Origin of the sequence: Candidatus Solirubrobacter pratensis, assembly GCF_000425945.1 — a bacterium.
Lineage (GTDB): Bacteria > Actinomycetota > Thermoleophilia > Solirubrobacterales > Solirubrobacteraceae > Solirubrobacter > Solirubrobacter pratensis.
In genome coordinates this window covers 434029-460898 of sequence record NZ_KE384481.1, presented here as the reverse complement: position 1 = coordinate 460898, position 26870 = coordinate 434029, and the positions used below count along the sequence as shown (strand labels likewise).

Here is a 26870-nt window from a genome sequence, read left to right as displayed (position 1 = left end):
CATCATGTGAGCCTCCTTCGATCGATGCGCGCCATCGCGCTCCTTCCGGCGGCGGCGACCCAGACGTAGTCGCCGGCCACGGCGATCGCCGCCGGCTCGACGCCGAGCGCGATGCGCCGCGTCACCACGCCGTGGCGCGCGTCGACGACCGCGACGCTGCGGTCGCCCCGGGACGCGACGAAGAGCTCTGAGCCGGCGGCCGCGATGGCGACCGGCCGGCGCCCGACCGCGATCGCGGGACCGACGACGATGCTGGAGGCGCCGCCGGCGACCGGGCCGCCGCCGGAGACGCCTCCGCTCGTCGCTGCGCCGGAGCGCAGCGAGGCTCGGCGGACGGTTCCGCCGCGGGTATCGACGAACCACGCGGCGCCGCCGCTCATCGCGGCCGCGATCGGCGTCCCCCCGACGCGGACCGCGGCCACGCCCTTGCGCGCACGCGCGTCGAACCACGCGATCGCGCCGTCCGAGGACACGACGACCACGCTGCGCGCGTCCGAGCAGAGCGCGGCCGGATGGCCGCCGACCTTGATCGCGCGCGGGTGGCGGCCGCCGGCGTCCAGCACGCGCACCATTCCGTCATCGGCGCTCGCCGTCCAGACGCGGCCGCCGGCGATGCTGATATCCGCGACGTCGGCGCCCACGGGCACCGGGACGCGCGCCCCGCGCAGCCGCACGACGGTGGCGTTGGCGGTGTCCGCCGCCCAGGCCTGGCGGCCGTCGGCGGCGAGCCGCGCGGGCGTGCCCGGGATGCGGATCGCCGGCGCCACCGGGTCGCCCGACCTGGCGTCGAGCACCCACACGGCGCCGGCCTGGGGCGCCGCGGCCCACAGGTGGCCGCCGCCGGCCACCAGGTCCGTCGCCGGCCCGGGCAGCGCGACCATGGCCGGCCGCGGTCCGCCGCCGCGGGCGATGAGCAGCGCAACGGCCAGCGCGCCGATGCCCAGCAGCGCGAGCCCGGCGCCGAAGATCGCCCAGCGCGGCGAGGAGGTCTCGCGCGCGCCGGCGACCGCCGGCTCGGACCGCGGCGGCTGCCGCATGTGGCCGTTGATCGTGTGCATGCGCTTCACCCGGCGCTCACGCGGCCCGAGGCCGACCGCGGCGAGCCGGGCGCGGCGCGCGGCGGCGGGGGACGGCTCCGCCGGCGGGTGGGGGCGCCGCGGCTCCTCGCTCCGCGGCACCTGCGGCGACTCGCCTGCCGGCGGCTCGTCAGCCGCTTCGCCGGCGTCCGGAGGCTCCTCCGCCGGCTCCGTCCCTGGCTCCTCCGCGTCCGGCGGCTCCTCGGCCGGCCGCTCCGGGTTCGGTCCGGCACCCTCGCCGGACGGCACGTCGTCGGCCGGCGGCGGCGCGACCGGCTTCTGCTCGGCCTGCGGCGCCGGGGTCTCGCCGAACGACGCCGGGTCCTCCGGCGCCTCGCCGGGCTGCGGTGCCGGCGGCGGCGGCTCGTCCCAGCGGTGCGGGCGCCGCGGCGGGTTCGGAGCATCGCCGCCGCCGACGGCCTTGCGGATGCGCTCGATCCGCCGCAGCTGCTTCGCGTACTCCGCCTCGTACAGGCTTGCATGGCGCCGCGGCGGGGGCGACGGGTCGGGTGTCGCCTCCTGCGGCTCACCGGACCACAGCGGCTTCATGTGCATCCTCCGAGCGCGGCCTGCTCGTCGGCGAGATAGTCGGGAAGCGCGCTCCACGGATCGGGCAGCGCGCCCGAGGTCACGTACAGCCGGCCCGACGGCCCCTCGCCGCCGGTGAGCTCGAGCGCCTGCTCGCGCGTCGCGCCGTAGACGAGGTGGGCGATCCGGTCGGGCGGCACCTGGGTCAGCCAGCCGGGCATCGTCTCCACGCGGTCCTCGTACTCCGAGAAGGGCCCCTCGAACGTCACGACCACGTCGGCGAAGCTGAAGTAGGCGCGGGCGGGGACCACGCCGGGGTTGAGCGCCACGAGTTGCGCGCCGCGGGCGCGCGCGTGCGCTGCCAGCGTCCGGTAGTGCCCCGCCAGCGCAGGGTCGTGCGCGGCCTCGTCGAGGAAGACGCCGTCGGTGCCGTACCAGTCGGCGTAGCGGTCGATGTCGCGCTCGACGTCGCCCGCATCGCGCGCGCCCCAGCCCGTGTGAACGTAGCCGAGGACGCGCGCGCCCGCCTGCTGCGCCGTCCTCACCGCATCCCGGAACGGCGGGTGCGGCTCGGTGCCCGGCCCGGAGGCCGGATTGACGACCAGCAGGCGCGGCAGGTGCGGGCTGCCCGCGAGCGCGGTGATCGCCCGCGGAGGCAGGTAGGCGGGAACCAGGCTGTCCGGCGCGCACGCGGCGGCGCGGCCGTCGTGGCCGCGAGTGGCGAACACTGTCACCGCCAGGAGCGTCCCCGCCGCGGTGGCGGATGCGATCACCGTCCCCCGGATCATGTGATCCACAGGGTCGTGGCCAGCGTCCGCGCCGGCCGCAGGAGCGGCGCGACGGCGGCCGGGAGCAGGACCAGGACGCCGACCGCCGCACCCGCGGCGAGGCCGGCGCCGGCGAACGGGGCGTGGCCGACGGCGAGCTCGGCGGCGAGCGCGCAGGTGATTCCCAGCGCCGCCCAGACGGTCCGTCCCATCGCCTCGAGGAGGCTCACCAGCAGCGTCGCGAGCGCGAGCAGCGCGAACGCCGCCAGCAGTCCGGAGCCGACGGGGAGGATCGTGGCGACGACGACGGAGCCGACCGCGGCGAGGCCGATCAGCCGGCCGATGGCGCCCAGCAGGACGCCGACCGGGGCGAGCACCAAGCCGCGGCGCGGCGCGGCCGTCACGGCGGGGCCATGCGGCTCGGGGTCGATGGAAGCGGGTTCGGGTCGTACTGCGTGGAGCGCGCGTGGTGCGCCGCCGGCGGAAGGTTCGGGTCGGGCGGCGCGCGGTTCCGGATCGGGTCGGGTGCTGCGGATGACGGGTTCGGGTGGCTCGATCACCGGGATGCCGGCGAGAGCACGGGGGATGGCATGGTCGAGATGCCAGACGCGGTGGCCCGCCCATACGCCGGCGAGCGCCGACGGCAGGAGGGCCAGCGCGGGCGTGGCGCTGGTGCTCCAGCTCACGCTCGAGTCGGTGACGAGCATCGCGCCGAGACCGGCGCCGAGCGTCGCGCACGCGAACGCGCGCGCCCAGGAGCCGCCGGCCAGGCGCTCGGGACTCGCGGGCGCCCGCAGGGCGACGGCGACGGCGGCGGCTGTGACGGCGGCTGTGACGGCCAGCACGGCCAGCGGCGCCGAGCCGGCGACCATCGCCGGGGTCGCCGCCACCACCAGGGCTGCGTAGCCCGCGCTCCAGCCACGGGCCATCAGGATCGTGCTGCCGGTCCACGTGAGCGTCAGCAGGCCCGCGACGGCGCCGGCGCGGCCGAAGACCAGCCACGGCCCGAGCGCGATGGCGACGGTGCCGAGCGCGAGCCCGGCGCGGGCGCGGGCGAGCTCGGCGAGGCCGCGCGGGCGGCTGAGATAGCGCCGCCGCAGCCCCCACTGGAGGGCGAGCGCGAGCGGCAGCGCGACGGTCAGCGCGCGCGAGACCGTGCTCGCGCCGAGCGCATCGGCGAGCGGCTGCGTCCAGAGCGCGATCGAGAGGACCGAGACGACGAACGCCAGCCCCTCGATCACGAGCTCCTGCCGCCGGCCGACCGGGGGCAGCACGGCAGTGCTCGGCTCGGGCACGGACGCGGCGCGCGATACCAGCGACGCGCCCATGTCGAGCGCTCGCTGGGCAGGGACGCCGCCCCACGCCTCCAGCACGACCGCCGCCTCGAGCATGTCCTGCGCCGGCCGCCCGAGCCTGGCCTCCACGAGTGCGACGGACGAGCTCGAGCCCGCCGCGCCGCGGCCGCCGATCCGCGGCAGCACGGCGACCGGCGCCGGCGCGCCGTCGAAGCGCTCGCTCATGCCACCACCCGCAGGCGCCCGCGCGCGCCGGTCATCTCGCGCAACAGGTCGCGGTATCTGTCGACGCAGGCGGCCTCGTTGAAGAGGCGGCCCAGCCGCCCGTGCCCACGGCAGCCGAGCCGCCAAGCGAGGTCGGGATTGCGCAGCAGCATCACGAGCGCCATCGCGAGCCCGTGGTCGTCGCCCGGAGGCGTGATCACGCCGCAGCCGCGGACGACGTCCGGGACGCCGCCGACGCCGGTGCAGACGACGGGCCGGCCCTGGCTCATCGCCTCGAGGATCGACATCGGCAGGCCTTCGGAGATGCTCGTCGCCAGCACCACGTCGGCGTCGCGCATGACGCCGTGCGGGTCCGACGTGCGCCCCATGAAGCGGAAGCGCTCGCCGAGGCCGAGGCGGGCGTGCAGGGCCAGGCAGGACTCGCCGTAGGCCTCCTCGCCGTCGGTCACGGTGCCGTAGTGCGCGAAGCGGGCGCCCGGGACGATCCGCAGCGTCTCCGCGGCGACCCTCAGAAGTGTGTGGATGTCCTTCAGCGGGTCGATGCGCCCCACCGAGACCACGTTCAGCCCACCGCGCGGCCGGGTCGGCGCGCCAGGGGAGGCGAGCCCGTTGTAGAGCACGAGGATGCGCGCCGGGTCGATGCCCAGGCCCATCTCCCAGTACGCGTTCGCGTCGGTCACGGGGCACACGACGTCGGCGCCCGCATAGGCCGCCCGCGTGAGCCCGCGGGCCAGCCGCGTGGACGTCCAGCGCGACCCCGGGGAGTCGTGGGAGCGCGCCGCCGCCAGGTACGCCTCGCGCAGGTACACGCCGTGCTCGGTCAGCACCATCGGCGTGCCGTACAGCGCGCGGTGCACGAGCGCCGGGATCGCCGACCAGCCGGCGGCCGTGACGTGCAGCAGATCCGTCGGCGGCGTCGGCGCGGCCGCCGTGCGCGCGATCCAGTAGAGCGTCTGGTACAGGCGCGCCGCCTCGACGAGGTCCAACGCCGGCGGCGTCCCTGCCTCCGGCACGCGCTCTCCGAGGACCTCGCCGAGTGCGGCGACGAACGCCGTCCAGCCCGCACGGGAGCGGAACGCGCGGCGCACCGCCGCCGGATTCCGGCGGCAGCGGATCCATGCCGCGAGGACGGCGTCAGTGTCTGAATCCCAGCCGAGCAGCCCGCGCGCGAGCACGCTCGGCAGCTCACCCCAGGCGGGCCCGCGGCGGCTGCCGCGGGGCGCCGCCTCCGACCACACCTCGATGCGCCCGACCTCGCGGGCGTGAGGCGGGAGCTCGTAGAGCGGCGGCTTGCCGTGCGGGGCGACGATCGGCAGCACCTGCCAGTCGAACTCCGGCAGCCCGTTCACGAGCAGGTCGCACCACGAGCTCACGCCGCCCATGTGGTACGGGTAGGTGCCCTCGGTCAGGAGCAGGATCCGCGCCCGGCCGACCGGCGCCGCCGGTTCGGCCGGAACCGCGGGGGCGAATGCCTCAACCGCCGCCATTCCCGTTGCTTCCGTTGATGATGGCCGGCGGCTGGAGCGCGGTCAGGCGGGCCTCGAAGGCGACCATCGCGCGCTCGATCTCGTTGCACAGCTCCAGCAGCGACTCGCGGATCACGAGCCCCTCTACGAGCACCCGCGTCGTCTCGTCCGCGATGTCGTCGTCCGTCCGCACGCCCGGGATCGAGCGGGCCTGCCCCAGCACGGCGCCGACGTCCGGCCCGCGGTGCGGCGCCGCCTTGAGCCGTGCGTTCTCCTCCCGCAGCAGGAGCAGCTCGGCGCGGAGGGCGACGAGCGACTCGACCTGGAGGCCTGCCGCGTCGGTCCTCCGGCGCCCGAAGCGGCGCGGGCGATCCTCATCGCTCACCCCTTCACCACCCGGAAGCTCACGCGCTTGGCGGCGGTCCGCTCCTTGCCCGCGGAGGCCCTGACGACGACGCGGTACTGCTTCGGCACCAGCAGCTTGTGGCCGAAGCGCCCGCGGAACCGCACGACGCCGGTGCCGGCCTTGGCGGACCGGTTGATCGTGCCCACCGTGACCCAGCGCTTGCCGGCCTTGCGCTGGAACTGGAGCTTGACCTTGGCGGCCTTGCTCAGCTTCCAGCTGATGCGCGTGCCGTCCAGGCGCGTGCCGCGCTTCGCGGTCTTGTGCGCGACCGGGAAGCGGCGCGGGCTCAGCTTGAGCTTGGTCAGCCTGAGCTTGGCGTTCTTGCCGGTCTTCGGGCCTCCGTTGGACCCTTCCTTCTTGCCCTGGGCGACCTTCGGCGCGACGGCGACGGCGGCGGTCTGCGCCGATGCGGCCTGGCTCACCGAGGACACCCAGTTGCCCGCGAGCACGACCGCCCGCAGCTTGGCCTTCTCGTCCGCGGCGGCCAGCGTGTACGTCGCGGCCGTGGCGCCCGGGATGTTCTTGCAGGTGCTGGTGCAGCGCTGCCACTGGTAGCGGTAGGTCACCGGCGCGCCGCCCTCCCAGCTGCCGTTGGCCGCCGTGAGCTTCTCGCCGACGCGCGCGGTCCCGGTCACCGTGGGCGCCGCGGTGTTGGCCGGCTCGGCGGGGGTGACGTCGATCTGCGCGCCGGGCGCGAGCGTCGTCCAGCCGGAGCGCTGGCCGCCGTACGGGGTGCCGACGGTCGTGCCGGTCAGCGGCACGGCGATGCCCGCCGCGCCGGCGTTCTTGACGTGCACGGCGCCGTCCTCGATATACCCCTGCACGCTGCCCTGGGCGGCGGCCCAGTTGCGCTGCTGCATCAGGGCGGAGCTGATCTGCGCCGGCGTCAGCTGCAGCAGCGGCGCCTTGCCGCGGTCGTACCCGGCGTCATACCGCGCCAGCAGGGTGTTGATGACGGCGTAGAGCGTGCCGCCCACCGTCGTGTCGGTATCGGCCGCGGTCGTGCTGGACTGCGCGATGTTGGTCTGGTGGACGTAGTGCGGCCGCGGGTCGTTGCCGACCAGGTGGCCGAACATGATCCGCGTCTCGTTGCTGAGGTACGTCGCCCACGTCACGGGCGCGGCGTTGCACGTGGTGACGTTGGCGATCGGCACGCACCCGCCGCCGCCGGACGGCGACGTGTAGATCCAGTTGTATTCGTCGAGCTGGTCAGCCCGGTTGGCGACGTTGTAATAGACGTTCGACGGGTAACGCGGGACCGCCAGCGCCGGCCCGTCCTGGAAGATCGTGCCCTTGGCGAAGTTGCCGGCGACGCTCTCGCCGACCGCGGTCGCCGTGACGGGGTTCGGGTACTCCTTGGACGCGTCGGAGGCGATCGTCTTGATGCCGGCCTGCGTGATGGCGGGGATGAAGCTCGGGTTCTGCGGATACGGGGCCAGCGCGGCGCCGTTGGACGCCGGCGGGTTGATCGCGCTGCCGGCCGCCGCACCTGTGTCGTTGTAAGAGACGTTGACTGCGCCGTTGTCATCGAACGCCGGCGAGATCGGCGGCACCGTGGCGATCTGCGTCCACGCTCCGCCCACCGGGCGGCGATAGACCTTGTAGGTGGTCGCATGGCAGACGGAGGGCCACGTCAGGTTGACGCTGCCGCTCGCCGCCACGGGGACCGGCGCGCTGATCGACGCCGTCGTCTCTCCGCCGCTCGACGATGTCGCGGTGAGGCCGTACTCGTACGAGCCCGCGCCGAGCGACCCGGCGGCGGTGCCGGCGTCGGCCGTGTCGAAGGTCGGCGGGTCGATCGTGCCCGGGTTGCCAGGACGCGTGTTGGCGATGCCGGAGTGCTCGCCGGTGACCGCCTCGCTGGGATCGTTGAGCCCGGCCGCGAGGCCGCTGCCGAGCAATTGGTTGAACTGCGCCTGGTTCTGTGTCAGCTGCGCGGCGGTGTAGTTCGCCGTCGTGCAGTCCAGGTTCGGATGCTCGAGCGTGTGGTTGATCCAGCGGAAGTTGTTCTTCGCGCCCTGGAGCGCCGTGAGCAGCGGGTCGCCGCCGGGGGTGACGCCTCCCATGTTGTAGACCATGTTCAGCTTCAGGCCGGTGCGGTTCTGCCACGCGACGGCGTTGGTCACGTCCGTGGGCGACATGCGGATCGCGTTCGCCGGGTCGTAGTCGGTGACGTTCGTGGCCGGGTTCCACTTGTCGTCGCCGAGGAAGATGTCGTCGACGTCGAGCTCGAGGTGGTTGCGCTCGTACCCGAGGTACACGCCGCGCGTGACCCAGTTGAGCATCCCGTGTCGCAGCAGTTGGTTGTGGTTCTGGAACTGGTTGCTGGCGACGGTCATGACCATCTCCTCGCGCCCGTCGTCGGGATGCGTGTAGATCCCGAGCCACGAGGAGCCGTCAGGGGCGTTGAGGAGGGACTGCCAGTCGGCTCCCGGGGCCGGCTTGCCGCGGTAGCCGAACGCGTCGCCGTTGACCGGGTCGTCGTTGGCGATCTGGACCGGGCCCTTGAGGTACGGGAACGCGAGCTTGCCGGCCGCCGTCAGGCTGCCGGTGTTGCCGTCCTCGTTGGCGCCGCCGACGTCCAGCAGCCCATGCCCGGCCGAGGGCGCCGTGTAGTCGCTCAGCTGGCGGATGCCGAAGGTGCGCTCGAAGGTCGCGAGCGCCGCCCACTCCGGGTCCGTCAGCGCAGAGAGGTAGCTGACCGTCCCATTGGGGTTCTGCACGTTGCTCTTGAGATCGCCGCTGGCGAGGATCACGGCCTGGTAGAAGGCGTGGTCGCCGTCATAGAGCTGGGCCGCCGTGATCGGGGCCGAGCTCTTGCGCACGATCGCGGTGTACGGCAGCCCTTCGCGGTCGAGCTCCGCCTTCCACGCTCCGAATCCGGGCTCGGTGCCGTCGGCCGACAGCAGGAGCACCTTCATGTCGATGCGCTGTCCCGGGCTCACGGGCACGGGAGCGGCGCCCAAGGCGACGGGGACGGCGAGGCCGAGTACGGCAGCGAGTACGAGCAGGGCAGCCCTCATGTGCTCATTCAAGGGAGGCCGCTCCATACGGCGCAAGGGGCCGGAGGCATCCACCTCCGACCCCTTGCGTACGGCCTGCCGCGCGTACGCGCGGCAAGTTCGTTTCAGTGCCCGTCGGGTTCGGCGCGGGGCAGCTCGATGCTGCGTCCCTGCGACGAAGGCCGCCGGTAGCCGGTCGCCCGCTGCACGCTCGACGGGCGCCACATCGCCCCGCCGCGCAGCGTGGGCACGCCCTCCTCGTTGAGCGTGTCGGCGATCGCCTGCAGCGTCATGCCCTGCTCCCGCATCGCGGCGATCCGGTCGTGCAGCTCCGGGACGTCGGCTACCGCCGTTCGCCCTTGGCCGCCTCCGCGCGATCTTGCAGCCTCCAGCCCCCGGCGCGTCCGCGCCGAGATGCGTTCATGCTCCCAGCCGCCCACGCCCGCGAGCGCCTCGGCGGCGAGCCGGCCCGCCTCGGTGGCGGTGTCGAGCTTGAGGTCCAGCGCGACGAGGCTGCGGCCCGGCTCGGTGAACCAGCGCAGCAGCGGCGGCAGGTTCGCCACGTTGGTCGAGAGGTCGCGCAGGCGCGAGACGACCAGCAGGTTGGCCTGGCCCTTGGCGATCTGCTCGAGCGCCCAGCGCAGGGACGGGCGGCTGCGGCCGTCGCCGTTGGACTCGTCGTCGTGCACGACGGTCGCGAGCTCGAGCCCGTGCCTGGCGCACCAGCCGCGGATCGCGGTCTTGCGGTCGCCCAGGCCTCCGGCCTCGGCGTCCTCGTCGAGGCACACGTAGCCGAGCGCTCGGCGCGTCGGCTCCGGGCGCTCGACCGGCTTGGAAGGCGGCGGCGCGGGGGCCGGCAGCGCGTGCGCGGTCTGCGCCGCCGCGCGGTTGCGGGCGTAGCGCGCCCATACCGCCGCCAGCGCGAATCCGAGCGCTATGTAGAGCGCGGCGAGCCAGCCGGGCGCTCCGAAGCCGAATGCCGCCAATCCGTCTGCTGCGAGCACGATACCCAGCAGCACCGCTTCGATTCGCGTCCTTCGCCTTCCGCCATCCTGTAAACGCGGCCGATCTCGTTGCACGCCACCTTCTCCCTCGTTGAGATCGTGGGTAGGCCTACCAGCGACGACGTGGGTTAGCCCACGTCGGGTGTCAGAACATGAACAGAACTACGCACGGACTCAACTCAGGTAGCACGGCGGGCCTCCCAGGAGAACCCGCGCACGGCGAGAATGGCACCAACGGCAGTCCACGCCATCAGCACCAGAAAAGCGGTGCTATGCGCAGCTAAGCCATTTCCGTGGACTATCGCGCCTGAGAGCCCGTCGATCAGATGTTTGAGTGGCAAAACCTCGGCGATGTCTCGAATCATTCTTGGCGCCCGCTCGTCGTCGTAGAAAACGCCCGCGATGAGAATTTGAGGAAGAAAGACTGCGTTTACGTATGCGGGCGCCGACTCGGGGTTCGGGATCGCATGGGAAAGGGCGACGCCGAGCGCTGAGAAGCAGGCGACGCCGGCCGCCGCGAAGACCACCAGCGCACCCCAGTCGCGCGGCCAGGCGACGCCGAAGACGAGCTTGCCGGCCACGATCACGAGCACCAGCTGGATCACGGCGTTGGCGAGCGCGTTGCCGGCGAGCCCGGCCAGGTACGCCGAGGGCGGCAGCGGCGTGCCGCGCAGCCGCTTGAGGATCCCGCGCTCGCGCAGCGTCGTGAGGTTGTAGGCGAGCGACGTGAACGTCGCCGACATCACGCTCATGCCGGCGATGCCGGGCACGATCACGTCGAGGTCGGCCTGGCGCGAGGAGAACACGGCGCCGAAGATCGCCAGCAGCAGCAGCGGCAGCAGGACGCCGAAGAACGCCGCGCTGGGATTGCGCCAGAACATCCGGCGCTCGAGCCGGAACTGGCGCCACGCCGCGCCCCACCAGCCGGGCGGCGCGCCCGCGGGCACCGCACTCATGCGGCCACGGGCTCCATCGTGAGCTCGAGATAGACGTCCTCGAGGCTCGGGCGCGTCACCGACAGCTCCTCGAGCTGCTCGCCCCGCTGCAGCGCCGCGCCGGTGAGCTCGTGCAGCAGCGCGGTCGGGTCGTCGGTGAAGCGCTCCAGCATCGTGCCGGAGGCGTCCCGCCAGGCGACGCGGTAGCGCGTCGCGCCGAGCGAGTCCGGCGGGCCCTCGGCGAGGATGCGGCCGTCCTTGAGGATCGCGACGCGGTCGGCCAGCGCCTGTGCCTCGTCGAGGTAGTGCGTCGTCAGCACGACCGTCTTGCCGAGGTCGCGCAGGGCGCGCACGACGTCCCAGGCCGCGCGGCGGGCCGCGGGGTCGAAGCCCGTGGTCGGCTCGTCGAGGAAGATCAGCTCCGGATCGCCCACGAGCGCGAGCGCGAAGTCCAGCCGCCGGCGCTGGCCGCCGGAGAGCACCCGCGCGCGGCGCCCGCCGACCTCCTCGAGCCCAGCCAGCGCGAGCACCTCGTCGACGTCGCGGGGCGCGGGATAGAGCGTCGCCCAATGGCTCACGGTCTCGCGCACGCTCAGGTGCGGATAGGTACCGCAGCTCTGCAGGACGATCCCCACGCGGGCGCGCAGGTCGCGCGATCCGGGCTCGGCGCCGAGGACCCTGACCGAGCCGCCGGAGCGCTCGCGGTAGCCCTCGAGGACCTCCACGCAGGTGGTCTTGCCGGCACCGTTGGGCCCGAGCAGGCCGAACACCTCGCCACGCGCGACGCTGAAGTCGACGCCGCGGAGCGCCTCGTGCGGACCGTACGCCTTGCGCAGCCCGAGCACCTCGATCGCGGGAACCCCGCTCGTCATCGCTTCCATCATGGCAACATCGCCCGAGCGCCCATGCTCTACGGCTGCATCGACATCGGGACGAACACCACCCGCGTGCTGGTCGCCGACGCGCGCGACGGCCGCCTGGAGGAGGTGCTCCAGCAGAAGGCGTTCACGCGGCTGGGCCGCGGGCTGCGGGCCGGCGGGACGATCTCGCCGGCCAAGATCGCCGAGACGGCCCGCGTCGTGGCCGCGCAGCGGGCGGTCGCCGACGGGCTCGGCGCGGTGGTCCGCACCGTCGCCACAGCCGTGATCCGGCGTGCGGCCAACCAGGCCGAGTTCTGCGCCGCGATGCGCGCGCACGGCGGCGTGGACGTCTGCGTGCTCGACGGCGAGGAGGAGGCGCGACTCGCGTTCCTGGGCGCCACGCGCACGCTGGGAACGCCGCTGCGCGGGCGCGTCGCGGTCGTCGACGTAGGCGGCGGCTCGACCGAGATCGCCGTCGGGACCGTCGCCGGCGGGGTGGAGTGGTGCGAGTCGTTCGACTTCGGCTCGGGCTTCTTCGCCGACACCTACCTGCACGGCGACCCCCCGGGCGCCGGCGAGTTGGCGGCGGTGCGGGAGCACGCCGCCGCGGCGCTCGAGGGCGTGCGGCCGCCCGCGGTGCAGAGCGCGGTGGCCGTCGGCGGCAGCGCGGCGTCGCTGCGGCGCCTGGTCGGGCCCGTGCTCGAGCCCGGCGCGCTGGAACGCGCCCTGGGCGTGCTGTGCGGCGCGCCGGCCGCCGAGGTCGCCACGCGCTACGACCTCGACCACGAGCGCGTGAAGCTCCTCCCGGCCGGCCTGCTCGCCCTGGACGCCGCGGCGCAGCTCCTGGGCCTGCCGCTGCAGATCGGGCGCGGCGGCCTGCGCGAGGGGGTGCTCCTGGACATGGCGGGGCCTCGCCCCGGAGACCGCGGGTCCGGGGCATGACGGCGTGGCGGCGTTCGCCGTAACACGTGGTTGACGCTCGGGGGGTGCGATCCTCTACGGTCGACACGTGAGCGACGCAACGAGGGAAGCCGAGCCCGTCGTCGAGCGGGACCTGTCGGATCCGGGCCTGTACTTCAACCGGGAGCTGTCCTGGCTGCAGTTCAACGCGCGGGTGCTCGATCTGGCGCTTGATGCCGAGGTCCCGCTGCTGGAGCGGCTGAAGTTCCTCGCGATCTGCTCATCCAATCTCGATGAGTTCTTCATGGTCCGCGTGGCCGGCCTGCACGACCAGGTCGAGGCCGGCATCGAGAAGCCGCTGCAGGACGGCCGCACGCCGAGCGACACGCTGGAGGCGATCCGCCGCGTGGTGCGCGAGCACGTGGCGCGGCAGTCGCGCTGCCTGAACCATGACCTGCGCCCCGCGCTCGCCGAGCACGGGATCCGGATCGTCCGCTACCCGGACGTCGGCGCGGCCGAGCGCAAGAAGCTCGACGAGCGCTTCCAGCGCCAGATCTTCCCCGTGCTGACGCCGCTCGCCGTCGGCCTCGGGCGCCCGTTCCCGTACATCTCCAACCTCTCGCTGTCGCTCGGCGTGATCGTGCACGACCCGGTCACCGACGTGCAGACGTTCGCCCGCGTGAAGGTGCCGAAGGAGATGCTGCCGCGGTTCCACGCGCTCGGCGACGGGCGCACCTTCGTGCCGCTGGAGGATCTGATCGCGGCGAACCTCGACGCCCTGTTCCCTGGCATGGAGATCGTCGATCACCACGTCTTCCGCGTCACGCGCGACGCGGACTTCACGGTCTCCGACGAGGCCGACGACCTGCTGCGCGCCGTCGAGGACGAGCTGCGCGCGCGGCGCTTCGGCGAGGCGGTGCGCGTCGAGGTCGGCGCCGGCATGAGCTCCGGGATGCGCGAGCAGATCACCCGCGCGCTCGAGGTCGACGCCGACGACGTGTTCGAGATCGACGGCATGCTCGACCTGACCGACCTGTGGGACATCGTCAAGGTCCCCGGGTTCCCGGAGCTGCGCGACCCGCCGTGGCAGCCGGTCACGCAGCCGCGGCTGCAGGCCGACGAGGGCGAGGAGCCCGACGTCCTGGCGGCGATGCGCAAGCGCGACATCCTCGTGCACCACCCGTACGACTCGTTCGTGACGTCGGTCGAGCGCTTCGTCGACCAGGCGGTCAACGATCCCGACGTGCTCGCGATCAAGCAGACCGTGTACCGCACGAGCGACGACTCGCCGCTGGTCCCGGCGCTGATCCGCGCCGCCGAGCGCGGCAAGCAGGCGGTCTGCCTCGTGGAGGTCAAGGCGCGCTTCGACGAGCGCGCGAACATCCAGTGGGGGCGGGCGATGGAGGAGGCGGGCGTGCACGTGGTGTACGGGCTGCCGTCCTTGAAGACGCACGCCAAGTGCATCCTCGTCGTGCGGCGCGAAGGTGACGGCATCCGCCACTACCTGCACGTCGGGACGGGCAACTACAACGCCAAGACGGCGCGCCTGTACACGGACTTCGGGCTGCTGACGTGCGACGAGGAGCTCGGCGCCGACGTCGCCGACATGTTCAACTTCCTCACCGGCTTCGCCCGCCCGCGCGGCTACCGCAAGGCGCTGGTGGCGCCGATGCACCTGCGCGACGCGGTGATCGCGGAGATCGATCGCACGATCGCGGTGCATGAGTCGGGCCGCCCGGCGCGGATCCGGATGAAGATGAACTCGCTGGTCGATCGCGAGTGCATCCAGGCGCTCTACCGCGCGTCGCAGTCGGGCGTGAGCGTCGACCTCAACATCCGCGGCATCTGCTGCCTGAAGCCGGGCGTCCCGGGCGTCTCGGACAACATCCGCGTGATCTCGGTGGTCGGCCGCTTCCTCGAGCACTCGCGCATCTTCGAGTTCCAGCGCGACGACGACTGCGTGACGTTCATCGGCTCCGCCGACCTGATGCCGCGCAACCTCGACACGCGCGTGGAGCTGCTGGCCCCGGTCCGCGACGAGGCGATCCGCGGCGACCTCACCGACACCCTGGACCGCTGCTTCGCCGACAACGTGAACGCCTGGGAGCTCGACGCCGAGTGCATCTGGACACGCCGCACCCCGGGCGACGGCGAGCCCCGCAGCGTGCACCGCGAGCTGATGGCGGCGCACGCCGCCGAGGCCGCCGAGGCGGCCTCGCAGGCGGCGTCGCAGGCGTAGCTACCGCCGCGTCGTGGCCGCGTAGACGCCGCCCGCGGCCATCGCCAGCGCCGCGGGGATGAGGCCCCAGCGCGTCACGCCGGCGGCGAACCCCGCGTCGGCGGCGCCGACGGCGGCGATCACGGCGGCCGCGGCGCGCGCCGGCACCACCCTCGCCCGCAGCAGGCGCGCGATCGCGGCGACGGCGGCGGCGAGCGTGAGCCAGATCAGCAGGGTGCGCAGGTAGGCCTCGGACTCCGGCCAGTCGCCGGCGCGCAGGATCGAGGTCGCGACGAGCGCGCCGGCGAGCGCCAGCGCGTCGCCGAGCCAGGCGGGCGCCGCTTCGCGGGCGCTCGGCGGCGCGCGCAGCGCCATCACGGCCGCTGACGCGGCGAGGGCGAGCAGTCCGGCGGTCGTGACGAGCCCTCCGGCGCGCCATACGTTCGACCACGCGAGGTCGGCGAAGTGGGCGACCAGGCCGAGCCCGCAGGAGGCGGCCAGCAGCACGGCCCACCAGCCCCACCACGGCGCCCGCCGGGCGAGCGACAGCCCAGCCGCGACGAGCCCCGCAGCGGCCGCCGCCACGAGCCACCACAGCTGCGGCAGATTCGACTCCGTCGTGATGTCACGGCCGTCTGAGTCGTACACCCACGGGATCGTCCAGCCGATCCACACGACGACCGCCCCGGCGGCGGTGAGGCCCAGCGGCCATAGAGACCGGACGGCGGCGGGCGTGAGAGAGACGGCGCGCGGCGGCGGGGAGCCGGCGGCGGCCGGCGGCGAGATCGTGGTGACGGGCGACGACGATGTGGCGGTGCGCGGCGGTGCCGCGACGGCCGGCGGAGCGGCGGCGGCCGATGACACGGCGTGGGCGAGCGGCGGCGCCGCGACCGTGGGCTCCTCCGGGGCGCCGGCCAGCGCCACCTCGGCCGCCGCGGACACGCGGCGGCTGTCGTCCTCCACCACCACGCGCTCGAGCCGCGCGCGCGCCGCGGCCGCGAGGCCCTGGTGCTGGCTCTCGAGCAGCTCCGCCAGGGCGCTGACCGCGCCCGTGCGGACGGCCGAGAGCGGGTTGGCGAGCGCGTCGAGCAGCTCGGCCGGCAGCTTCACCTCGGCGACGTAGCAGCTGCGCGCGATGTACAGCTCGCCCTCGAGGTGGGAGAGCATGTTCGGCCGCTGGTGCGGCGTCAGCTCGCGCACCTCGTCGCAGACGTAGTCATACAGCTCGCGGACGGAGATCCAGCGGTCCTGGTCGCGGTCCGCCTCGCCCGTCTCGAGCGCCTTCACGACCGCGCTCGTGAATACGGAAGGCCGGCCTTCGCCCGTCAGGGCGTCGCCCTCGAACGCGTACTCCATCGCGCTCGACGCCGTGATCACCGCCCGCCCGTGCCCGCCGAGGTGGTCGGAGACGTCGACGCCGTCGCCCGCGCGGAACGTCAGCCCGCGCGCGATCGCGCCGCTGTAGCAGCAGTCGAGCAGCATCAGCACGCTGTTGGAGCGGCTGCGGGCCATCTGGCGCGACACGAACTCCGCGGGCACCGCCGACGCGTCGAGCTGCGCCACCTCGGTATCGGCGGCCGCGAAGTACAGCTGGCCGCTGTCGTCCTTGAGCCCGTGGCAGGAGAAGTGCAGCAGCAGCAGGTCCTCGCGGCCCCGGTCGGCGAAGAACCCGGCGATCCGGCGCCGCAGCCGCGCCTCCGGCTGGTTCGCGAGCAGCTCGACCTCGAAGCCGCCGACCTCGGGGTCGCGAAGGACCCGGGCGAGCGCGTCGGCGTCGTGGGCCGGGGCGCGCAGGCGGCGCAGCTTCTCGTCCTCGTAGGCGTCCGTGGCGACGATCAGCGCGTACCGTCCCGGCATCGCGCGTCACTCCTTGGCGTGCGCCGCGAGGAAGGTCTCGATCAGCTGCCGCTGGTAGGTGTCCGAGCCGCCGCTGATCTCGATGCTGTCGGACCCCAGCGTGAGCTTGACGGTGCGGCCCGTCCGCCGGGAGAGCCACGCCTGCAGCACGCCGGCGAGCCCGCCCAGCGCGCCGCGGCCGAGCGACACCACGAGCGAGCCGAGCGCCGCGACCTCCAGGGCGCGGCTGCCGTCAGGCGGCGGCCCGCCGGGCAGGCGCTCGGCCGACTCGACGTCGAGCTCGCGCACCTCGCGCAGCAGCTCGCCGACCGCCCGGTCGACTTCCTCGGCATCCGCCTGCGGCCCGAGGTCGAGGTCCACGCGCACGGCCTCCACGTGCCCACGCTCCCAGCCCGGGGCCGGGGCGTCAAGTCAAGTCAGGTCATGCGGCGTCGCGCAGCGCGCCGGTGGCCGGCGACGCCCGCAGGTGGCGCAGCGCGCGATCCTCGGCGCAGCGGACGCGGCGCGGCGTGATGCCGAGCACCCTCGCGGCCTGGCCGGGCGTGTGCGGCGCCTCGGCGCCGAGGCCGAAGCGCAGCTCGAGCACGCGGCGCTCGAGCCCGTCGAGGCCGGCGAGCACGTTCCCGAGATCGGCGTGCATGCGCGAGACCGCGGCCGACTCCTCCGGCGACGGCCCCTCGTCGGCCAGCAGATGGCCGAGCTCGGCGTCGCCGTCGTCGCCGACCGGCGCCTCCAGCGACACGGGCGCGAGCGCGACGCGGCGCACGTCGGCCACCTCGCCCTCCGTCCACTCGAGCTCGCCGGCCAGCTCGGCGCTCGTCGGCATCGCGCCGAGCGCCATGGCGAGCCTTCGCTCGACCGCCTGCAGCTTGCGCACCCGATCTCCCACGTGCACGGGCAGGCGCACCGTGCGTCCCTTCTCCGACATCGCGCGGCCGATCGCCTGGCGGATCCAGAGCGTCGCGTAGGTCGAAAAGCGCAGGCCGCGCCGGTGGTCGAACTTCTCGACCGCGCGTACGAGGCCGATCGTGCCCTCCTGGATCAGATCCAGGAGCGTCATCCCCGAGTCCTCCCGCTGGAAGCGCTTGGCGAGGTGCACGACGAGACGCAGGTTGGCCTCGATCATGTGGTCCTTGGCGGCGAGGTCACCGCGTTCGATGCGGCGGGCGAGCTCGAGCTCCTCGGCATGGGTCAGGAGTCGCGTGCGGGCGATGCGCTGGAGGAACAGGCCGAGGCCGTCGCCCAGCTCACGGCCTTCGTGGGGAGGCGCGGCGGTGGTCATGCCGCGCAGCATTAGGCAACCGCCTCAAGGAATCTGAAGGCGAACCTACGCGCTTGTTAAACAGCTGCGGCCCCGCGTGACGCGGGGCCGCAGCCGCTGCTCAGAACCCGCTCAGGTCACTTCAGGGACGTGAAATTCAAGTCCCACTGGGCGTTGAACTGCGTCGCCACGCCGTTGACGTTCGGCGAGATGATCAGCGCCTGCTTGTCCCACAGCCACGGGATCGCGGCGGCCTGCTCGGTCACCATCTTGTCGATGTTGGCCCAGGCGGCGGCGCGCTGGTCGGCCGGAAGCGTCTCGGCGTCATCCATCGCCTTGTTGATCGCCGGGTCGTCGAGCTGCGGCCAGTTCGAGTTGCCCTGGTCGAGGATGTTCTTGCCGTTGAACGTCGGATCGAGGACCGTCTGCCCGTCGGCGAAGTCCTTGATCCAGCCGACGTTCGGGCAGACCGCGACCTTCGCGGACGGCGTGTTGCAGTAGCGCGTGTACATCGTGTTCTGGTTCACGAGGCGCAGCGTCACCTTGAAGCCGAGCTTCTCGAACTGCTCCTTGGTCACCTGCGCGGCCTTGGTGGCGATGCCGGTGTTGGAGCCGACCATCAGGATCGGGTCGGTGCCCGTGTACTTGCCCGACGGGTAGCCGGCCTTCTTCATGTAGTCCGCGGCCAGCGCCATGTTCGGCTTGCCGTCGGCGGGGAGGAAGTCCACGCCTGGGCCCTTCATGCCGCCCGCCTCATCGAAGCCGGGCGTGCCGGGCATGATGAAGTGCGTCGCGATGTCGCCGATCAGCGCGCCGCCGCGCGTCAGGCGCATCGCGTCGCGGTCGAACGCCGCGCTGACGGCCTTGCGCAGGTTGATGTTGTCGAACGGCTTGATCGTCGTGTTCATCGCGACGTAGCGGTTGCCGGCGCCGCCGACGAACGCGAGCTGGCTCTTGTTCTGCGTGACCGCCGTCTTGAGGATCTCGGGCGGCGGCGACCAGTCGCCGTTCATCATGCTCTTGCCACTCAGGATGCGGCGCGAGGAGACCGTCGTGTCGTCGTTGCCCTCGAGGTTGTTGATCTCGTCGAGGTACGCCGGCTTGAAGTCGGTCTGCTTGTCCCAGTTCGGGTTGCGGACCAGGTGGATGCGCTTGGTCGCCTCGTAGCCGACTGCCTTGCCGGCCGCGTTGTTCTCGATCATGTAGGGACCGGTCGCGACCTGGTTCTCGCCGTAGGTCGACTGCGTCTCGGCGTCGAACTTGGAGGCGTACTCCTTAGGCACCGGCGCCGTCTCCGGGAACGCGAGCGCGCCCGCGGCCAGCACGCCGCCGGTCGCGCGCTTGAGCTTGAAGACGATCGTGTTGTCGTCCGGCGTCTGGATGCCGGACACCTCGCTGCCGGGCTTGGAGCCGATCTTCGCGCCCTCGAGGTCGGCGAAGTACGTCGACGTCGGGCCGGAGGCGACGGACGTGTAGAAGCCGCGCTCGATCGCGTACTTGACGTCCTTGGACGTCACCTCGCGGTTGACCGGCGGGGAGAACTTGACGCCCTTGCGGATCTTGACCGTGACGGTCTTGCCGTCCGCTGAGACCTCAGGAGCGCTCTCGGCGAGGTCCGGGACGAGCGTGGCGCCGTCGTCGGGCTTGTAGGAGTAGAGCGGGCGCTGCGTGGAGTAGCAGATGAAGTAGCTCATCTGGTAGTACGCCTCGCCGCAGTCGATGTGATCGACATCACCGCTCCACAGCACCGTCAGTACACCGCCCTGCTTGGCGCTCTTCGGCGGGGTGGTCGCGTCCTTCTTCCCACCCGTGTCACTGTTGTTCCCGCTGCCTCCGCAGGCGGCAACGCCGAGCGACAGTGCCGCCATCGCGGCGACCGCAAGGGTCCATGCGGACCTTCGCATGAATGCGTCCTTTCCTTGAAACCAGATGCCGGCGCAGTGCCTCCCGTCGGCCCCCTGCCGGCGAGAAGCGTACTGGCGAAGACCGCGCACGGTAGCGTTTCGGCGCGCAAGTGGAGCGCACTTACCTGCTGGCGGGACGCCCGCAACCCGGAGGACGTGACCCGGCCCCGGGATCGCTGGCGCTCGTTCAAGATTTCGTCAACACGGTCGACCGCGAGCACGGTCCCGACCTCCTGGATGACGCCGCCGGCTTCGTCGAGTGGCTTGCACTGCGTGACCTCGGCGGCGCACCGCACGCGCCTCCGCCCATCTCCACGGCCGAACTGGGCCGCGCGCGTGAGCTTCGTGAAGCATTGCGCGGTCTCCTGCTTGCGAACCATGGAACCCCCGTACCGGCGGGGGCGCGCGAGGTGCTGGAGGACGCCGCGGGACGCGCCGGGCTGCGGGTTCTGCTTCCTGCGGAGGGTGCGGCGCTCGCGCCGGTAAGTACCGGCGTGGACGGTGCGCTCGGAACGGTCGTCGCCGCCGCGGTGGTCGCGATGTGGGACGGCACCTGGAGGCGCCTGAAGGCGTGCCCCCGCCTGAGCTGCCACTGGGCCTTCTACGACCGCTCCGCCAACACGAGCGCCACCTGGTGCTCGATGTCGATCTGCGGAGGGCGCGAGAAGGCAAGCAACTACTACCGGCGCCGCAGGACACGATAACGGGCGGACCTCCGGCGCCGGCCTCAGCGGACGCTGATGCTGAATCCGGCACGGAAGGACTCGCCGGGCGCGACCGCCGCGGGCGCGTGCCGGAGCGCGTCGGCGGGCGCCGTCATCGGCTCGAAGCAGACCACGTCGAGGTCGCCCGGCGCGAAGATCTGCGCCAGCCGGTAGCCGCGCCCGAACGCGACCTCGACGCGGCGGCCGCCGCCCGCGAGCCCGAAGGCGCCGGGCCTGAGCGTGAAGGCGTCGTCGAACGTGCGGTCGCCGAGCGGGCCGTCGAGGTCGCCGGCGGGCTCGCGCTCGCCGGTCGGCAGCAGCCGCTCGTCCAGCAGCAGCCGCTCGCGCACCGGCGCCGTGATCTGCCAGTCCGCGCGCGCGACGCCGGGAAGCTGGAGGTAGGGATGGTGGCCGAAGCAGATCGGCACCGGGCGATCCCCGAGCGCGGTGAGCGTCGTGGTGATCGCCAGCCGCGAGTCGTCGAGCTCTGCCGCGACCTGGATCCGGTGGTCGAACGGGAACGCCGCCAGGCCGCGCACGTCGCGGCCCGCGACGAGCCGGACGTCGGTCGCCTCGACGGTCTCCCACCCGCGCACGGCCGCCGGAATGCCGTGGACGGGCAGTCCGTGCTCCTCCAGCCGCACGTCGCCGGGGTCGATCGTCACGGCGACGCCCGCGAACCCGTACTCGAAGCCGCCGAGCCGGTTGGCCCACGGGTGCAGCAGCGGGATGCCCATCGTCGAGCCGCCGCGCGCGTACTCCTCCAGCCCCTTGCGCTGCCCCAGCAGCTCCTCGCCGCGGTGCAGCAGCGAGGAGCAGATCATGCCGAAGGCGGGCGCGAAGGTCGCCGTAAGGGCGCCCGAGCGCAGGACGCGCGTGGCTACCAATGCACTCCGCGCATCAGGTACGCGAGCGCCGTCGCCTCGCCCGAGGCGCGGTCGTCGCCGTCCTTCTGCCCCTTCGCCGCCGAGGACTCCGGGAAGACGCGGTACGCGAGGTGCAGGATCTGGTCGACCGCCTTCGGCGCGAGCGCGTACGCGACCTCGCCGAAGGTGCCGAGCCGGGTGTTGATCTGCTTCGGCTTAGCGCGGATCGCCTCGCACACCATGTCCGCCGCCTCGTCCGGCGTGATCGTCGGGAAGGAGTCGTACATCTTCGTCGGCGCGATCATCGGCGTCCGCACGAGCGGCATGTGGATCGTCGTGAACGTCACCCCGTCGCCGATCGTCTCCGAGCTCACCACGCGCGTGAACGCGTCCAGCGCCGCCTTGGAGCCGACGTAGGCGCTGAAGCGCGGCGGGTTGGTCTGGACGCCGATCGAGGAGACGTTGACGACGTGGCCGCCGCCCTGGTCGCGCATGTGCGGCAGCAGCCCGAGCAGCAGCTTCACGGGGGAGAGGTAGTTGAGCCGCACGGTGCGCTCGTAGTCGTGGAAGCGGTCGTAGGAGACCGCCACCGAGCGCCGGATCGAGCGGCCCGCGTTGTTGACGAGCATGTCGATCCGCGGGTGGTCGGCGAGCAGGTCCTCGACGAGCTTCTCGATCGCGTCGAAGTCCGACAGGTCGCACGAGTACACGTACGCCGTCCCGCCGGCCGCCTCGATCTCGCGCTTGACCTCCTCGAGCTTCTCGAGCGTGCGCGCGACGAGGATCGGGATGCCGCCGGCCGCCGCGATCTTCAGCGCCGCGGCGCGCCCGATGCCCGACGACGCGCCGGTGATGACGACGGTCCTGCCGTTGACGGCGCCCTCGAAGCTGCGGTCCTTGTAGAGGTCGGGGTCGAGCACCCGCTCCCAGTAGTCCCACAGCTTCTCGCTGTAGGACTCCAGCGGCGGCAGCTCGATGCCCGTGCCGCGCAGCGCGCGCTGGGTGTCGCGCGCGTCGAAGCGGCACGACAGCGCGATGTAGTCGACGATCTCCTCGGGGATGCCGAGGTCGGCGAGGAACTGCCCGCGGATCTGCTTGAGGGCGGGGAGCTTCATCGCGAAGCTCAGCACGCCCTTGGGCAGGTTCTGCATGATCTTGCGATCCACGCGCATGACCGCCTGCGGCGCGTGCGCGGCGTCGGCGAACGTGTTCAGCACGTCGCCGGAGCGCTGGCCCTTCGGATCCACGACGTGGAACGCCTGGCCGTCGAGCCCCTCCTGGTGGGCGATGTGGTCGATCGCGGCGGCGACGTAGTCGACCGGGACGATGTTGGTCCAGCCCCACTCGACCGACACCAGCGGGAACCACTGCGGCAGCGCGTGGCGGATCCGCTGGATCGCCTTGAAGAAGTAGTACGGCCCGTCGATCTTGTCCATCTCGCCGGTCTTGGAGTTGCCGACGACGACCGACGGCCGGTACACGCGCCACGGGGACTTCACCCGCTCGCGCACCAGCTTCTCCGACTCGAACTTCGTGCGGTGGTACGGATGGGCGAGCGGCTGGCCCTCGTCGAACATGTCCTCGTTGAACGTGCCCTTGTAGAGGCCGGCGACCGCGATCGAAGAGATGTGGTGGAAGCGCCCGGCCTCCAGCGCGTTGGCGAGGTCGACCGCGTTCTGCGTGCCGCCGACGTTGAGCAGCGCGTTGCGCGTCTCGTCCGCGGTCATGTCGTAGATGGCGGCGAGGTGGAAGAAGTGGTCGATCTGCGGGAGCGAGCCCGGGTCCACTCCGAGCCGGCTCTCCGAGAGATCGCCCACGACCGGCTTGATCCGGTCTGGAGCGCCCCACCGCTCGATCAGCGCGTCCAGCTTCTCCTGCGAGCCCTCGCGCACGAGCACGTAGATGTCTCCCTCGCGCTCGAGCAGGCGCTCGACGAGGTGGCGGCCGATGAACCCTGTGGCACCTGTGACGAAGTAGCTCACCGCCGGGAGAGTACGTCACCGCACCCGTCCCGTGACGCTGTTGGACCCGCTAACGGCCGGGAGTCGCGCCGCCGGGGCGGCGCGCGAACCGCTCCGCGCCGTCGCGCGCGTCGGCGAGCCGGTCGCGGCCGAGGCGCGCTTCCAGCGCGAGGCCCTCGGCGAGCGTCAGGCCCTCGCCCTCGAGCAGCGCGCGGCGGTCCGAGCGCACGGTCTCCTGCGGATGCGCGGCGATCGCCTCGGCCAGCTCGAGCGCGCGCTCGACGTGGCGCCCGGGCGGCACGACCTCGTTGACGAGGCCGATCGACAGCGCCTCGGCGGCGGCGACGTCGCGGCCGGTGAGCACCAGCTCGAGCGCGCGGCCGGTGCCGATCACGCGCGGCAGCCGCTGCGTGCCGCCGTCGACCAGCGGCACGCCCCAGCGGCGCTCGGCGCAGCCGAGGACGGCGGTCTCGGTCGCGATCCGCAGGTCGCACCACAGCGCGAGCTCCAGCCCGCCGGCCAGGCACCAACCCGAGATCGCCGCGATCGTCGGCTTCGGCGAGGCCAGGCGGGTGAAGCCGAGCGGCCCGCCCGGCGCGTCGACGTCGAGCGTCTCGATCGCCTTCAGGTCGGCGCCGGCGCAGAACGCGGCATCGCCCGCGCCGGTCAGCACGAGGACGCGCGCGTCGTCGTCGGCCGCGAAGGCGCGGAAGGCTGCGAGCAGGGCGGCCGCCGTCTCGCCGTCGACCGCGTTGTGGCGCTCGGGCCGGTCGATCGTGACCAGCGCCGCGGCGCCGCGCCGCTCGCCGGCTACCAACCGCCGCGCTGGTCTGCGCGGGCGCGCCGCTTCTTCGCGGCCTCCAAGCGGCGGACCCGGCGGTGGTCCAGGACGCTGTAGGCGATCGAGAGCAGCATCAGCAGCATCGGGATGCCGCCGATCAGGATGAAGCCCGCGTCGGTGACGACCTTGTCGCTCGCGGGACCGTAGGTCCCCTGCCCGTCGTCGGCGGCGAGCGCGGCGGGCGCGGCGAGGAGCAGGAAGGAGAGCGTGAGCAGGGCGGTCCGGACCATGGGGTGCAGGTTACCGTTACCTATCCTCGGAGGCCATGGCCGTCGTCATCGCCTCAGATCTCGCCAAGGACATGGCGGGCGAGCCGCTGTGGCGCGGCGTCTCCTTCAAGCTGGAGCGCCGCGACCGGCTCACGCTGTCCGGCCGCAACGGCTCGGGCAAGACGACGCTGCTGCGGATGCTGGCGGGGGAGAGCGGCGTCGACGGCGGCGAGCTGGTGTTCGCCAAGGACGTCCGCGTCGCCCTGCACGACCAGCGCCCGCCGCGCGAGCGCGACGTCACGCTGCGCGACTACGTGCTCTCCGGCGCCAAGGAGCTGCTCGCGCTGGAGGAGCGGCTGACCGAGCTCGAGCTCAAGATGGCCGAGGGCGACACCGGCGGCGCCACGCTCGACGCGTACGCGGCGGCACAGACCCGGCTCGAGCACGCCGGGGGCTACAACTGGCGCGAGTCGATCAACGCGACGCTGCACGGCCTCGGCTTCCGCGACGAGCACCTGGACCGCTCGCTCCAGACGTTCTCCGGCGGCGAGCTCACGCGCGCCTCGCTCGCCCGGGCGCTCGCGGGCGACCCCGACCTGCTGCTGCTCGACGAGCCCACCAACCACCTCGACATCGAGTCGCTGGAGTGGCTGGAGTCGCACCTGCAGAACCTCGACGCCGCCGTCGTGCTCGTGGCGCACGACCGCTGGTTCCTCGAGGCGGTCGGCACGTCCGTGCTCGAGCTCGAAGGCGGGCGCAGCCGCTACTTCAAGGGCAGCTGGCACGCGTGGCGGGTGGAGAAGGCGCAGCGCGAGCTCGCCCTCGGCCGCGCGATCGAGCGCCAGCAGGAGGAGATCGACCGCCTGGAGCGCTTCGTGACGCGCTTCCGCGCCGGCACCCGCGCGCGCCAGGCGCAGTCGCGGCAGAATCGGCTGGACAGGATCGAGCGCCTGGAGCGCGACCCGCGCGATGCCAAGTCGCTCGGCTTCGCCTTCAAGCCGCCTGAGCGCTCCGGGCGCGTGGTCTTCGAGGTCGAGGACGGCGAGCTGGAGATCGGCGACCGCACGCTGCTCGAGCACTTCGAGTTCTGGCTCGAGCGCGGCGAGCACGTGTCGCTGGTCGGCGCCAACGGGACCGGCAAGACGACGCTGATCGGCGCACTGGCCGGACAGCGAGAGCTCGACGGCGGCAAGCTGCGGCGCGGGCACAACGTCAAGCTGGGCCTGCTCTCCCAGCATGCCGAGGAGCTCGGCTCGACCGGTACCGTCGTCGAGGCGACGCAGCGAGCGACCGGGTTGACGCCGAACAACGCCCGCGCGCTGCTCGGGCAGTTCCTGTTCAGCGGCGACGATGCTGAGAAGCCGCTCGACGGGCTCTCGGGCGGGGAGCGGCGCCGGCTCTCGCTGGCGATCCTCGTCCACTCCGGCGCCAACGTCCTGATCCTCGACGAGCCCACCAACCACCTCGACCTCGAAAGCCGCGAGGCGCTGGAGGCGGCGCTGCAGGGCTTCCAGGGCGCGCTGCTGCTGATCTCGCACGACCGCGCCCTGCTCGACGCGGTCGGGACGCGGACGATCGCCCTCGAGGACCGGACGCTGCACTCCTACGTCGGCGGCTGGCCCGAGTACGTGCGCGTGCGCGGGGAGCGTGCGGAGGCCGAGCGCGTCGCCAGGCGCGCCAAGCCGGCGCCGCCGCCGAAGCCCGCGCCGGTCGCGAAGGCGCCGTCGAAGAACGAGCAGGCGAAGGCGAAGCGGCTGGAGAAGGAGATCGAGGTCGCCGAGGCGGCGCTCAAGTCGCTCGAGCAGGAGCTGGCCGACCCGACCGCCTGGAACGACCCGCGCTCGGCGGCCAAGTCGAGCGCCCGCCACGCCGAGGCGAAGCGGACGCTCGAGGAGCTCTACGCGCGCTGGGAGGCCGTCGCGACCTGAGCGCTAGCGCCGGTCGTCGAGCGTCCCGTTGCCCGGGGACTCGGTGCGGCCGGCGGCGGGCACGGTCTCGCGCTCGACCACGCGGTCGCGGCCGAAGCGGCGGCGCTCGATCTCGGTGCCGGTGTCGATCGGCGCGGCCCCGCGGCGGCGGCCGACGCGCGGCAGCGTCGAGAGCACGATCAGCGCGATGCCGCCGACGCCGAGGACCAGCTTGGTCCAGTTGTTGGTGGCGAAGATGCCGAGGATGTCGGTCCCGTCGGAGAGCGCGATCAGCGCGCCCACGCCGTAGGCGACGCCGACCATGAACGCCATCGACTTGGCGCCCCAGTGGATCGGCGAGCCGAGCAGCAGCAACAGGCCGCCGGCGGCGAACGCCACCCAGGTCCAGCCGTTGCCCTCGATGCCGATGAACGTCCCGCCGTTGACGATGCCGTCGGGCGCGTCCGTGCTGAAGCTCGTGCTCGCGAAGATCAGCCCGAGCACCCCGAGCGCGAGCGACGCGAGCCCGATCACCGCGACGGGCCCCTTGGCAAGCGACACGCCGCTGCGCGGCGGCGTCTCAGTTGTGCGAACAGACATGCGGTCCTCCTGGAAGCGCGTTTGTATAGGCAGGATTCCCGCACGAAGCGCCGATCAAGCCTCTGTGTAGACGGCGAC

General features: G+C 73.0%; 22 protein-coding genes. 4 read left to right on the top strand and 18 right to left on the bottom strand.

Translation table 11 applies throughout. The annotated features are described in order from the left end of the window. Positions 1 to 2: 2 nt before the first annotated feature. From H958_RS0131750 to H958_RS0131710, 9 genes are all read right to left on the bottom strand, one after another. Complete coding sequence (locus H958_RS0131750) at positions 3 to 1625, bottom strand: YncE family protein (protein ID WP_028061601.1); 1623 nt, start codon at positions 1623 to 1625, stop codon at positions 3 to 5. Beyond that, on the bottom strand, positions 1622 to 2392 hold the full coding sequence (locus H958_RS41880) for a spherulation-specific family 4 protein (RefSeq protein ID WP_051325091.1): 771 nt from the start codon (positions 2390 to 2392) through the stop codon (positions 1622 to 1624). The genes H958_RS0131750 and H958_RS41880 overlap by 4 nt, the downstream gene beginning before the upstream one ends. Next, positions 2389 to 3891, bottom strand: a complete 1503-nt coding sequence (locus tag H958_RS0131740) for a hypothetical protein (RefSeq protein WP_028061600.1) — start codon at positions 3889 to 3891, stop codon at positions 2389 to 2391. The genes H958_RS41880 and H958_RS0131740 overlap by 4 nt, the downstream gene beginning before the upstream one ends. Further along, complete coding sequence (locus H958_RS0131735) at positions 3888 to 5378, bottom strand: DUF3492 domain-containing protein (RefSeq protein ID WP_028061599.1); 1491 nt, start codon at positions 5376 to 5378, stop codon at positions 3888 to 3890. The genes H958_RS0131740 and H958_RS0131735 overlap by 4 nt, the downstream gene beginning before the upstream one ends. Beyond that, positions 5365 to 5742: a hypothetical protein gene (locus H958_RS0131730; protein ID WP_028061598.1), complete on the bottom strand. Its 378-nt coding sequence runs from the start codon at positions 5740 to 5742 to the stop codon at positions 5365 to 5367. The genes H958_RS0131735 and H958_RS0131730 overlap by 14 nt, the downstream gene beginning before the upstream one ends. After that, positions 5739 to 8786 (bottom strand): Agd3-related carbohydrate-binding protein, encoded by a 3048-nt coding sequence (locus H958_RS0131725; RefSeq protein ID WP_156028443.1) that lies wholly within the window; start codon positions 8784 to 8786, stop codon positions 5739 to 5741. The genes H958_RS0131730 and H958_RS0131725 overlap by 4 nt, the downstream gene beginning before the upstream one ends. 104 nt (positions 8787 to 8890) lie before the next feature. Further along, a complete protein-coding gene (locus tag H958_RS0131720) occupies positions 8891 to 9784 on the bottom strand; it encodes a recombinase family protein (RefSeq protein ID WP_156028442.1) in 894 nt (297 codons plus the stop codon). Between the two features lie 164 nt (positions 9785 to 9948). Beyond that, entirely contained in the window at positions 9949 to 10716 is a 768-nt protein-coding gene (locus H958_RS0131715; protein ID WP_028061595.1) for an ABC transporter permease, read from the bottom strand. A gap of 5 nt (positions 10717 to 10721) precedes the next feature. Then, on the bottom strand, positions 10722 to 11576 hold the full coding sequence (locus H958_RS0131710; protein WP_037412519.1) for an ABC transporter ATP-binding protein: 855 nt from the start codon (positions 11574 to 11576) through the stop codon (positions 10722 to 10724). Between the two features lie 33 nt (positions 11577 to 11609). On the opposite strand from H958_RS0131710, the gene H958_RS44510 reads away from it, so the two are divergent. Together H958_RS44510 and ppk1 are read left to right on the top strand one after the other, a co-directional pair. After that, positions 11610 to 12506, top strand: coding sequence for a Ppx/GppA phosphatase family protein (locus tag H958_RS44510; protein WP_051325090.1), 897 nt, complete (start codon positions 11610 to 11612; stop codon positions 12504 to 12506). Positions 12507 to 12573: 67 nt separating this feature from the next. After that, on the top strand, positions 12574 to 14703 hold the full coding sequence (gene ppk1, locus H958_RS0131700) for a polyphosphate kinase 1 (RefSeq protein WP_028061593.1): 2130 nt from the start codon (positions 12574 to 12576) through the stop codon (positions 14701 to 14703). On the opposite strand, the gene H958_RS44505 is transcribed toward ppk1, so the two are convergent. The 4 genes from H958_RS44505 to H958_RS0131680 form a co-directional block, all read right to left on the bottom strand. Beyond that, positions 14704 to 16539, bottom strand: coding sequence for a caspase family protein (locus tag H958_RS44505; RefSeq protein WP_051325088.1), 1836 nt, complete (start codon positions 16537 to 16539; stop codon positions 14704 to 14706). A gap of 6 nt (positions 16540 to 16545) precedes the next feature. Continuing rightward, the gene (locus H958_RS0131690) at positions 16546 to 16914 is read right to left on the bottom strand and encodes a hypothetical protein (protein ID WP_028061592.1); all 369 of its coding nucleotides are present in this window, start codon (positions 16912 to 16914) and stop codon (positions 16546 to 16548) included. 46 nt (positions 16915 to 16960) lie between these two features. Next, complete coding sequence (locus H958_RS41865) at positions 16961 to 17821, bottom strand: sigma-70 family RNA polymerase sigma factor (protein WP_196807661.1); 861 nt, start codon at positions 17819 to 17821, stop codon at positions 16961 to 16963. A gap of 116 nt (positions 17822 to 17937) precedes the next feature. Further along, complete coding sequence (locus H958_RS0131680; RefSeq protein WP_081686485.1) at positions 17938 to 19704, bottom strand: ABC transporter substrate-binding protein; 1767 nt, start codon at positions 19702 to 19704, stop codon at positions 17938 to 17940. Between the two features lie 110 nt (positions 19705 to 19814). On the opposite strand from H958_RS0131680, the gene H958_RS45675 reads away from it, so the two are divergent. Beyond that, complete coding sequence (locus H958_RS45675; RefSeq protein WP_196807660.1) at positions 19815 to 20408, top strand: CGNR zinc finger domain-containing protein; 594 nt, start codon at positions 19815 to 19817, stop codon at positions 20406 to 20408. Between the two features lie 23 nt (positions 20409 to 20431). Here the strand turns inward: H958_RS45675 and H958_RS0131670 are convergent, their stop codons facing one another. Genes H958_RS0131670 through H958_RS0131655 form a run of 4 tightly spaced genes read right to left on the bottom strand, consistent with a single transcriptional unit; the run spans position 20432 to position 24306 of the window. Further along, positions 20432 to 21295, bottom strand: a complete 864-nt coding sequence (locus H958_RS0131670; RefSeq protein WP_028061589.1) for an aldose 1-epimerase — start codon at positions 21293 to 21295, stop codon at positions 20432 to 20434. Beyond that, positions 21289 to 23256, bottom strand: coding sequence for an SDR family oxidoreductase (locus H958_RS0131665; RefSeq protein WP_028061588.1), 1968 nt, complete (start codon positions 23254 to 23256; stop codon positions 21289 to 21291). Before H958_RS0131665 ends, H958_RS0131670 begins: the two co-directional genes overlap by 7 nt. A gap of 49 nt (positions 23257 to 23305) precedes the next feature. Continuing rightward, entirely contained in the window at positions 23306 to 24052 is a 747-nt protein-coding gene (locus H958_RS0131660) for a crotonase/enoyl-CoA hydratase family protein (protein WP_028061587.1), read from the bottom strand. After that, on the bottom strand, positions 24046 to 24306 hold the full coding sequence (locus H958_RS0131655) for a hypothetical protein (protein ID WP_028061586.1): 261 nt from the start codon (positions 24304 to 24306) through the stop codon (positions 24046 to 24048). Before H958_RS0131655 ends, H958_RS0131660 begins: the two co-directional genes overlap by 7 nt. A 35-nt stretch (positions 24307 to 24341) precedes the next feature. Here H958_RS0131655 and H958_RS0131650 point away from each other — a divergent pair, with 35 nt between their 5' ends. Continuing rightward, positions 24342 to 26213, top strand: coding sequence for an ABC-F family ATP-binding cassette domain-containing protein (locus H958_RS0131650; RefSeq protein ID WP_028061585.1), 1872 nt, complete (start codon positions 24342 to 24344; stop codon positions 26211 to 26213). A gap of 3 nt (positions 26214 to 26216) precedes the next feature. On the opposite strand, the gene H958_RS0131645 is transcribed toward H958_RS0131650, so the two are convergent. Continuing rightward, positions 26217 to 26792, bottom strand: a complete 576-nt coding sequence (locus tag H958_RS0131645; RefSeq protein WP_156028441.1) for a hypothetical protein — start codon at positions 26790 to 26792, stop codon at positions 26217 to 26219. Positions 26793 to 26870 lie beyond the last annotated feature (78 nt).

What these genes read in the sequence shown, in the direction of transcription:
- H958_RS0131750 (WP_028061601.1), bottom strand. Translation starts at nt 1,625, where the DNA reads ATGAAGCCGCTGTGGTCCGGTGAGCCGCAGGAGGCGACACCCGACCCG.
- H958_RS41880 (WP_051325091.1), bottom strand. Translation starts at nt 2,392, where the DNA reads ATGATCCGGGGGACGGTGATCGCATCCGCCACCGCGGCGGGGACGCTC.
- H958_RS0131740 (WP_028061600.1), bottom strand. Translation starts at nt 3,891, where the DNA reads ATGAGCGAGCGCTTCGACGGCGCGCCGGCGCCGGTCGCCGTGCTGCCG.
- H958_RS0131735 (WP_028061599.1), bottom strand. Translation starts at nt 5,378, where the DNA reads ATGGCGGCGGTTGAGGCATTCGCCCCCGCGGTTCCGGCCGAACCGGCG.
- H958_RS0131725 (WP_156028443.1), bottom strand. Translation starts at nt 8,786, where the DNA reads ATGAGGGCTGCCCTGCTCGTACTCGCTGCCGTACTCGGCCTCGCCGTC.
- H958_RS0131710 (WP_037412519.1), bottom strand. Translation starts at nt 11,576, where the DNA reads ATGACGAGCGGGGTTCCCGCGATCGAGGTGCTCGGGCTGCGCAAGGCG.
- H958_RS44510 (WP_051325090.1), top strand. Translation starts at nt 11,610, where the DNA reads ATGCTCTACGGCTGCATCGACATCGGGACGAACACCACCCGCGTGCTG.
- H958_RS44505 (WP_051325088.1), bottom strand. Translation starts at nt 16,539, where the DNA reads ATGCCGGGACGGTACGCGCTGATCGTCGCCACGGACGCCTACGAGGAC.
- H958_RS41865 (WP_196807661.1), bottom strand. Translation starts at nt 17,821, where the DNA reads ATGACCACCGCCGCGCCTCCCCACGAAGGCCGTGAGCTGGGCGACGGC.
- H958_RS0131680 (WP_081686485.1), bottom strand. Translation starts at nt 19,704, where the DNA reads ATGCGAAGGTCCGCATGGACCCTTGCGGTCGCCGCGATGGCGGCACTG.
- H958_RS0131655 (WP_028061586.1), bottom strand. Translation starts at nt 24,306, where the DNA reads ATGGTCCGGACCGCCCTGCTCACGCTCTCCTTCCTGCTCCTCGCCGCG.
- H958_RS0131650 (WP_028061585.1), top strand. Translation starts at nt 24,342, where the DNA reads ATGGCCGTCGTCATCGCCTCAGATCTCGCCAAGGACATGGCGGGCGAG.
- H958_RS0131645 (WP_156028441.1), bottom strand. Translation starts at nt 26,792, where the DNA reads ATGTCTGTTCGCACAACTGAGACGCCGCCGCGCAGCGGCGTGTCGCTT.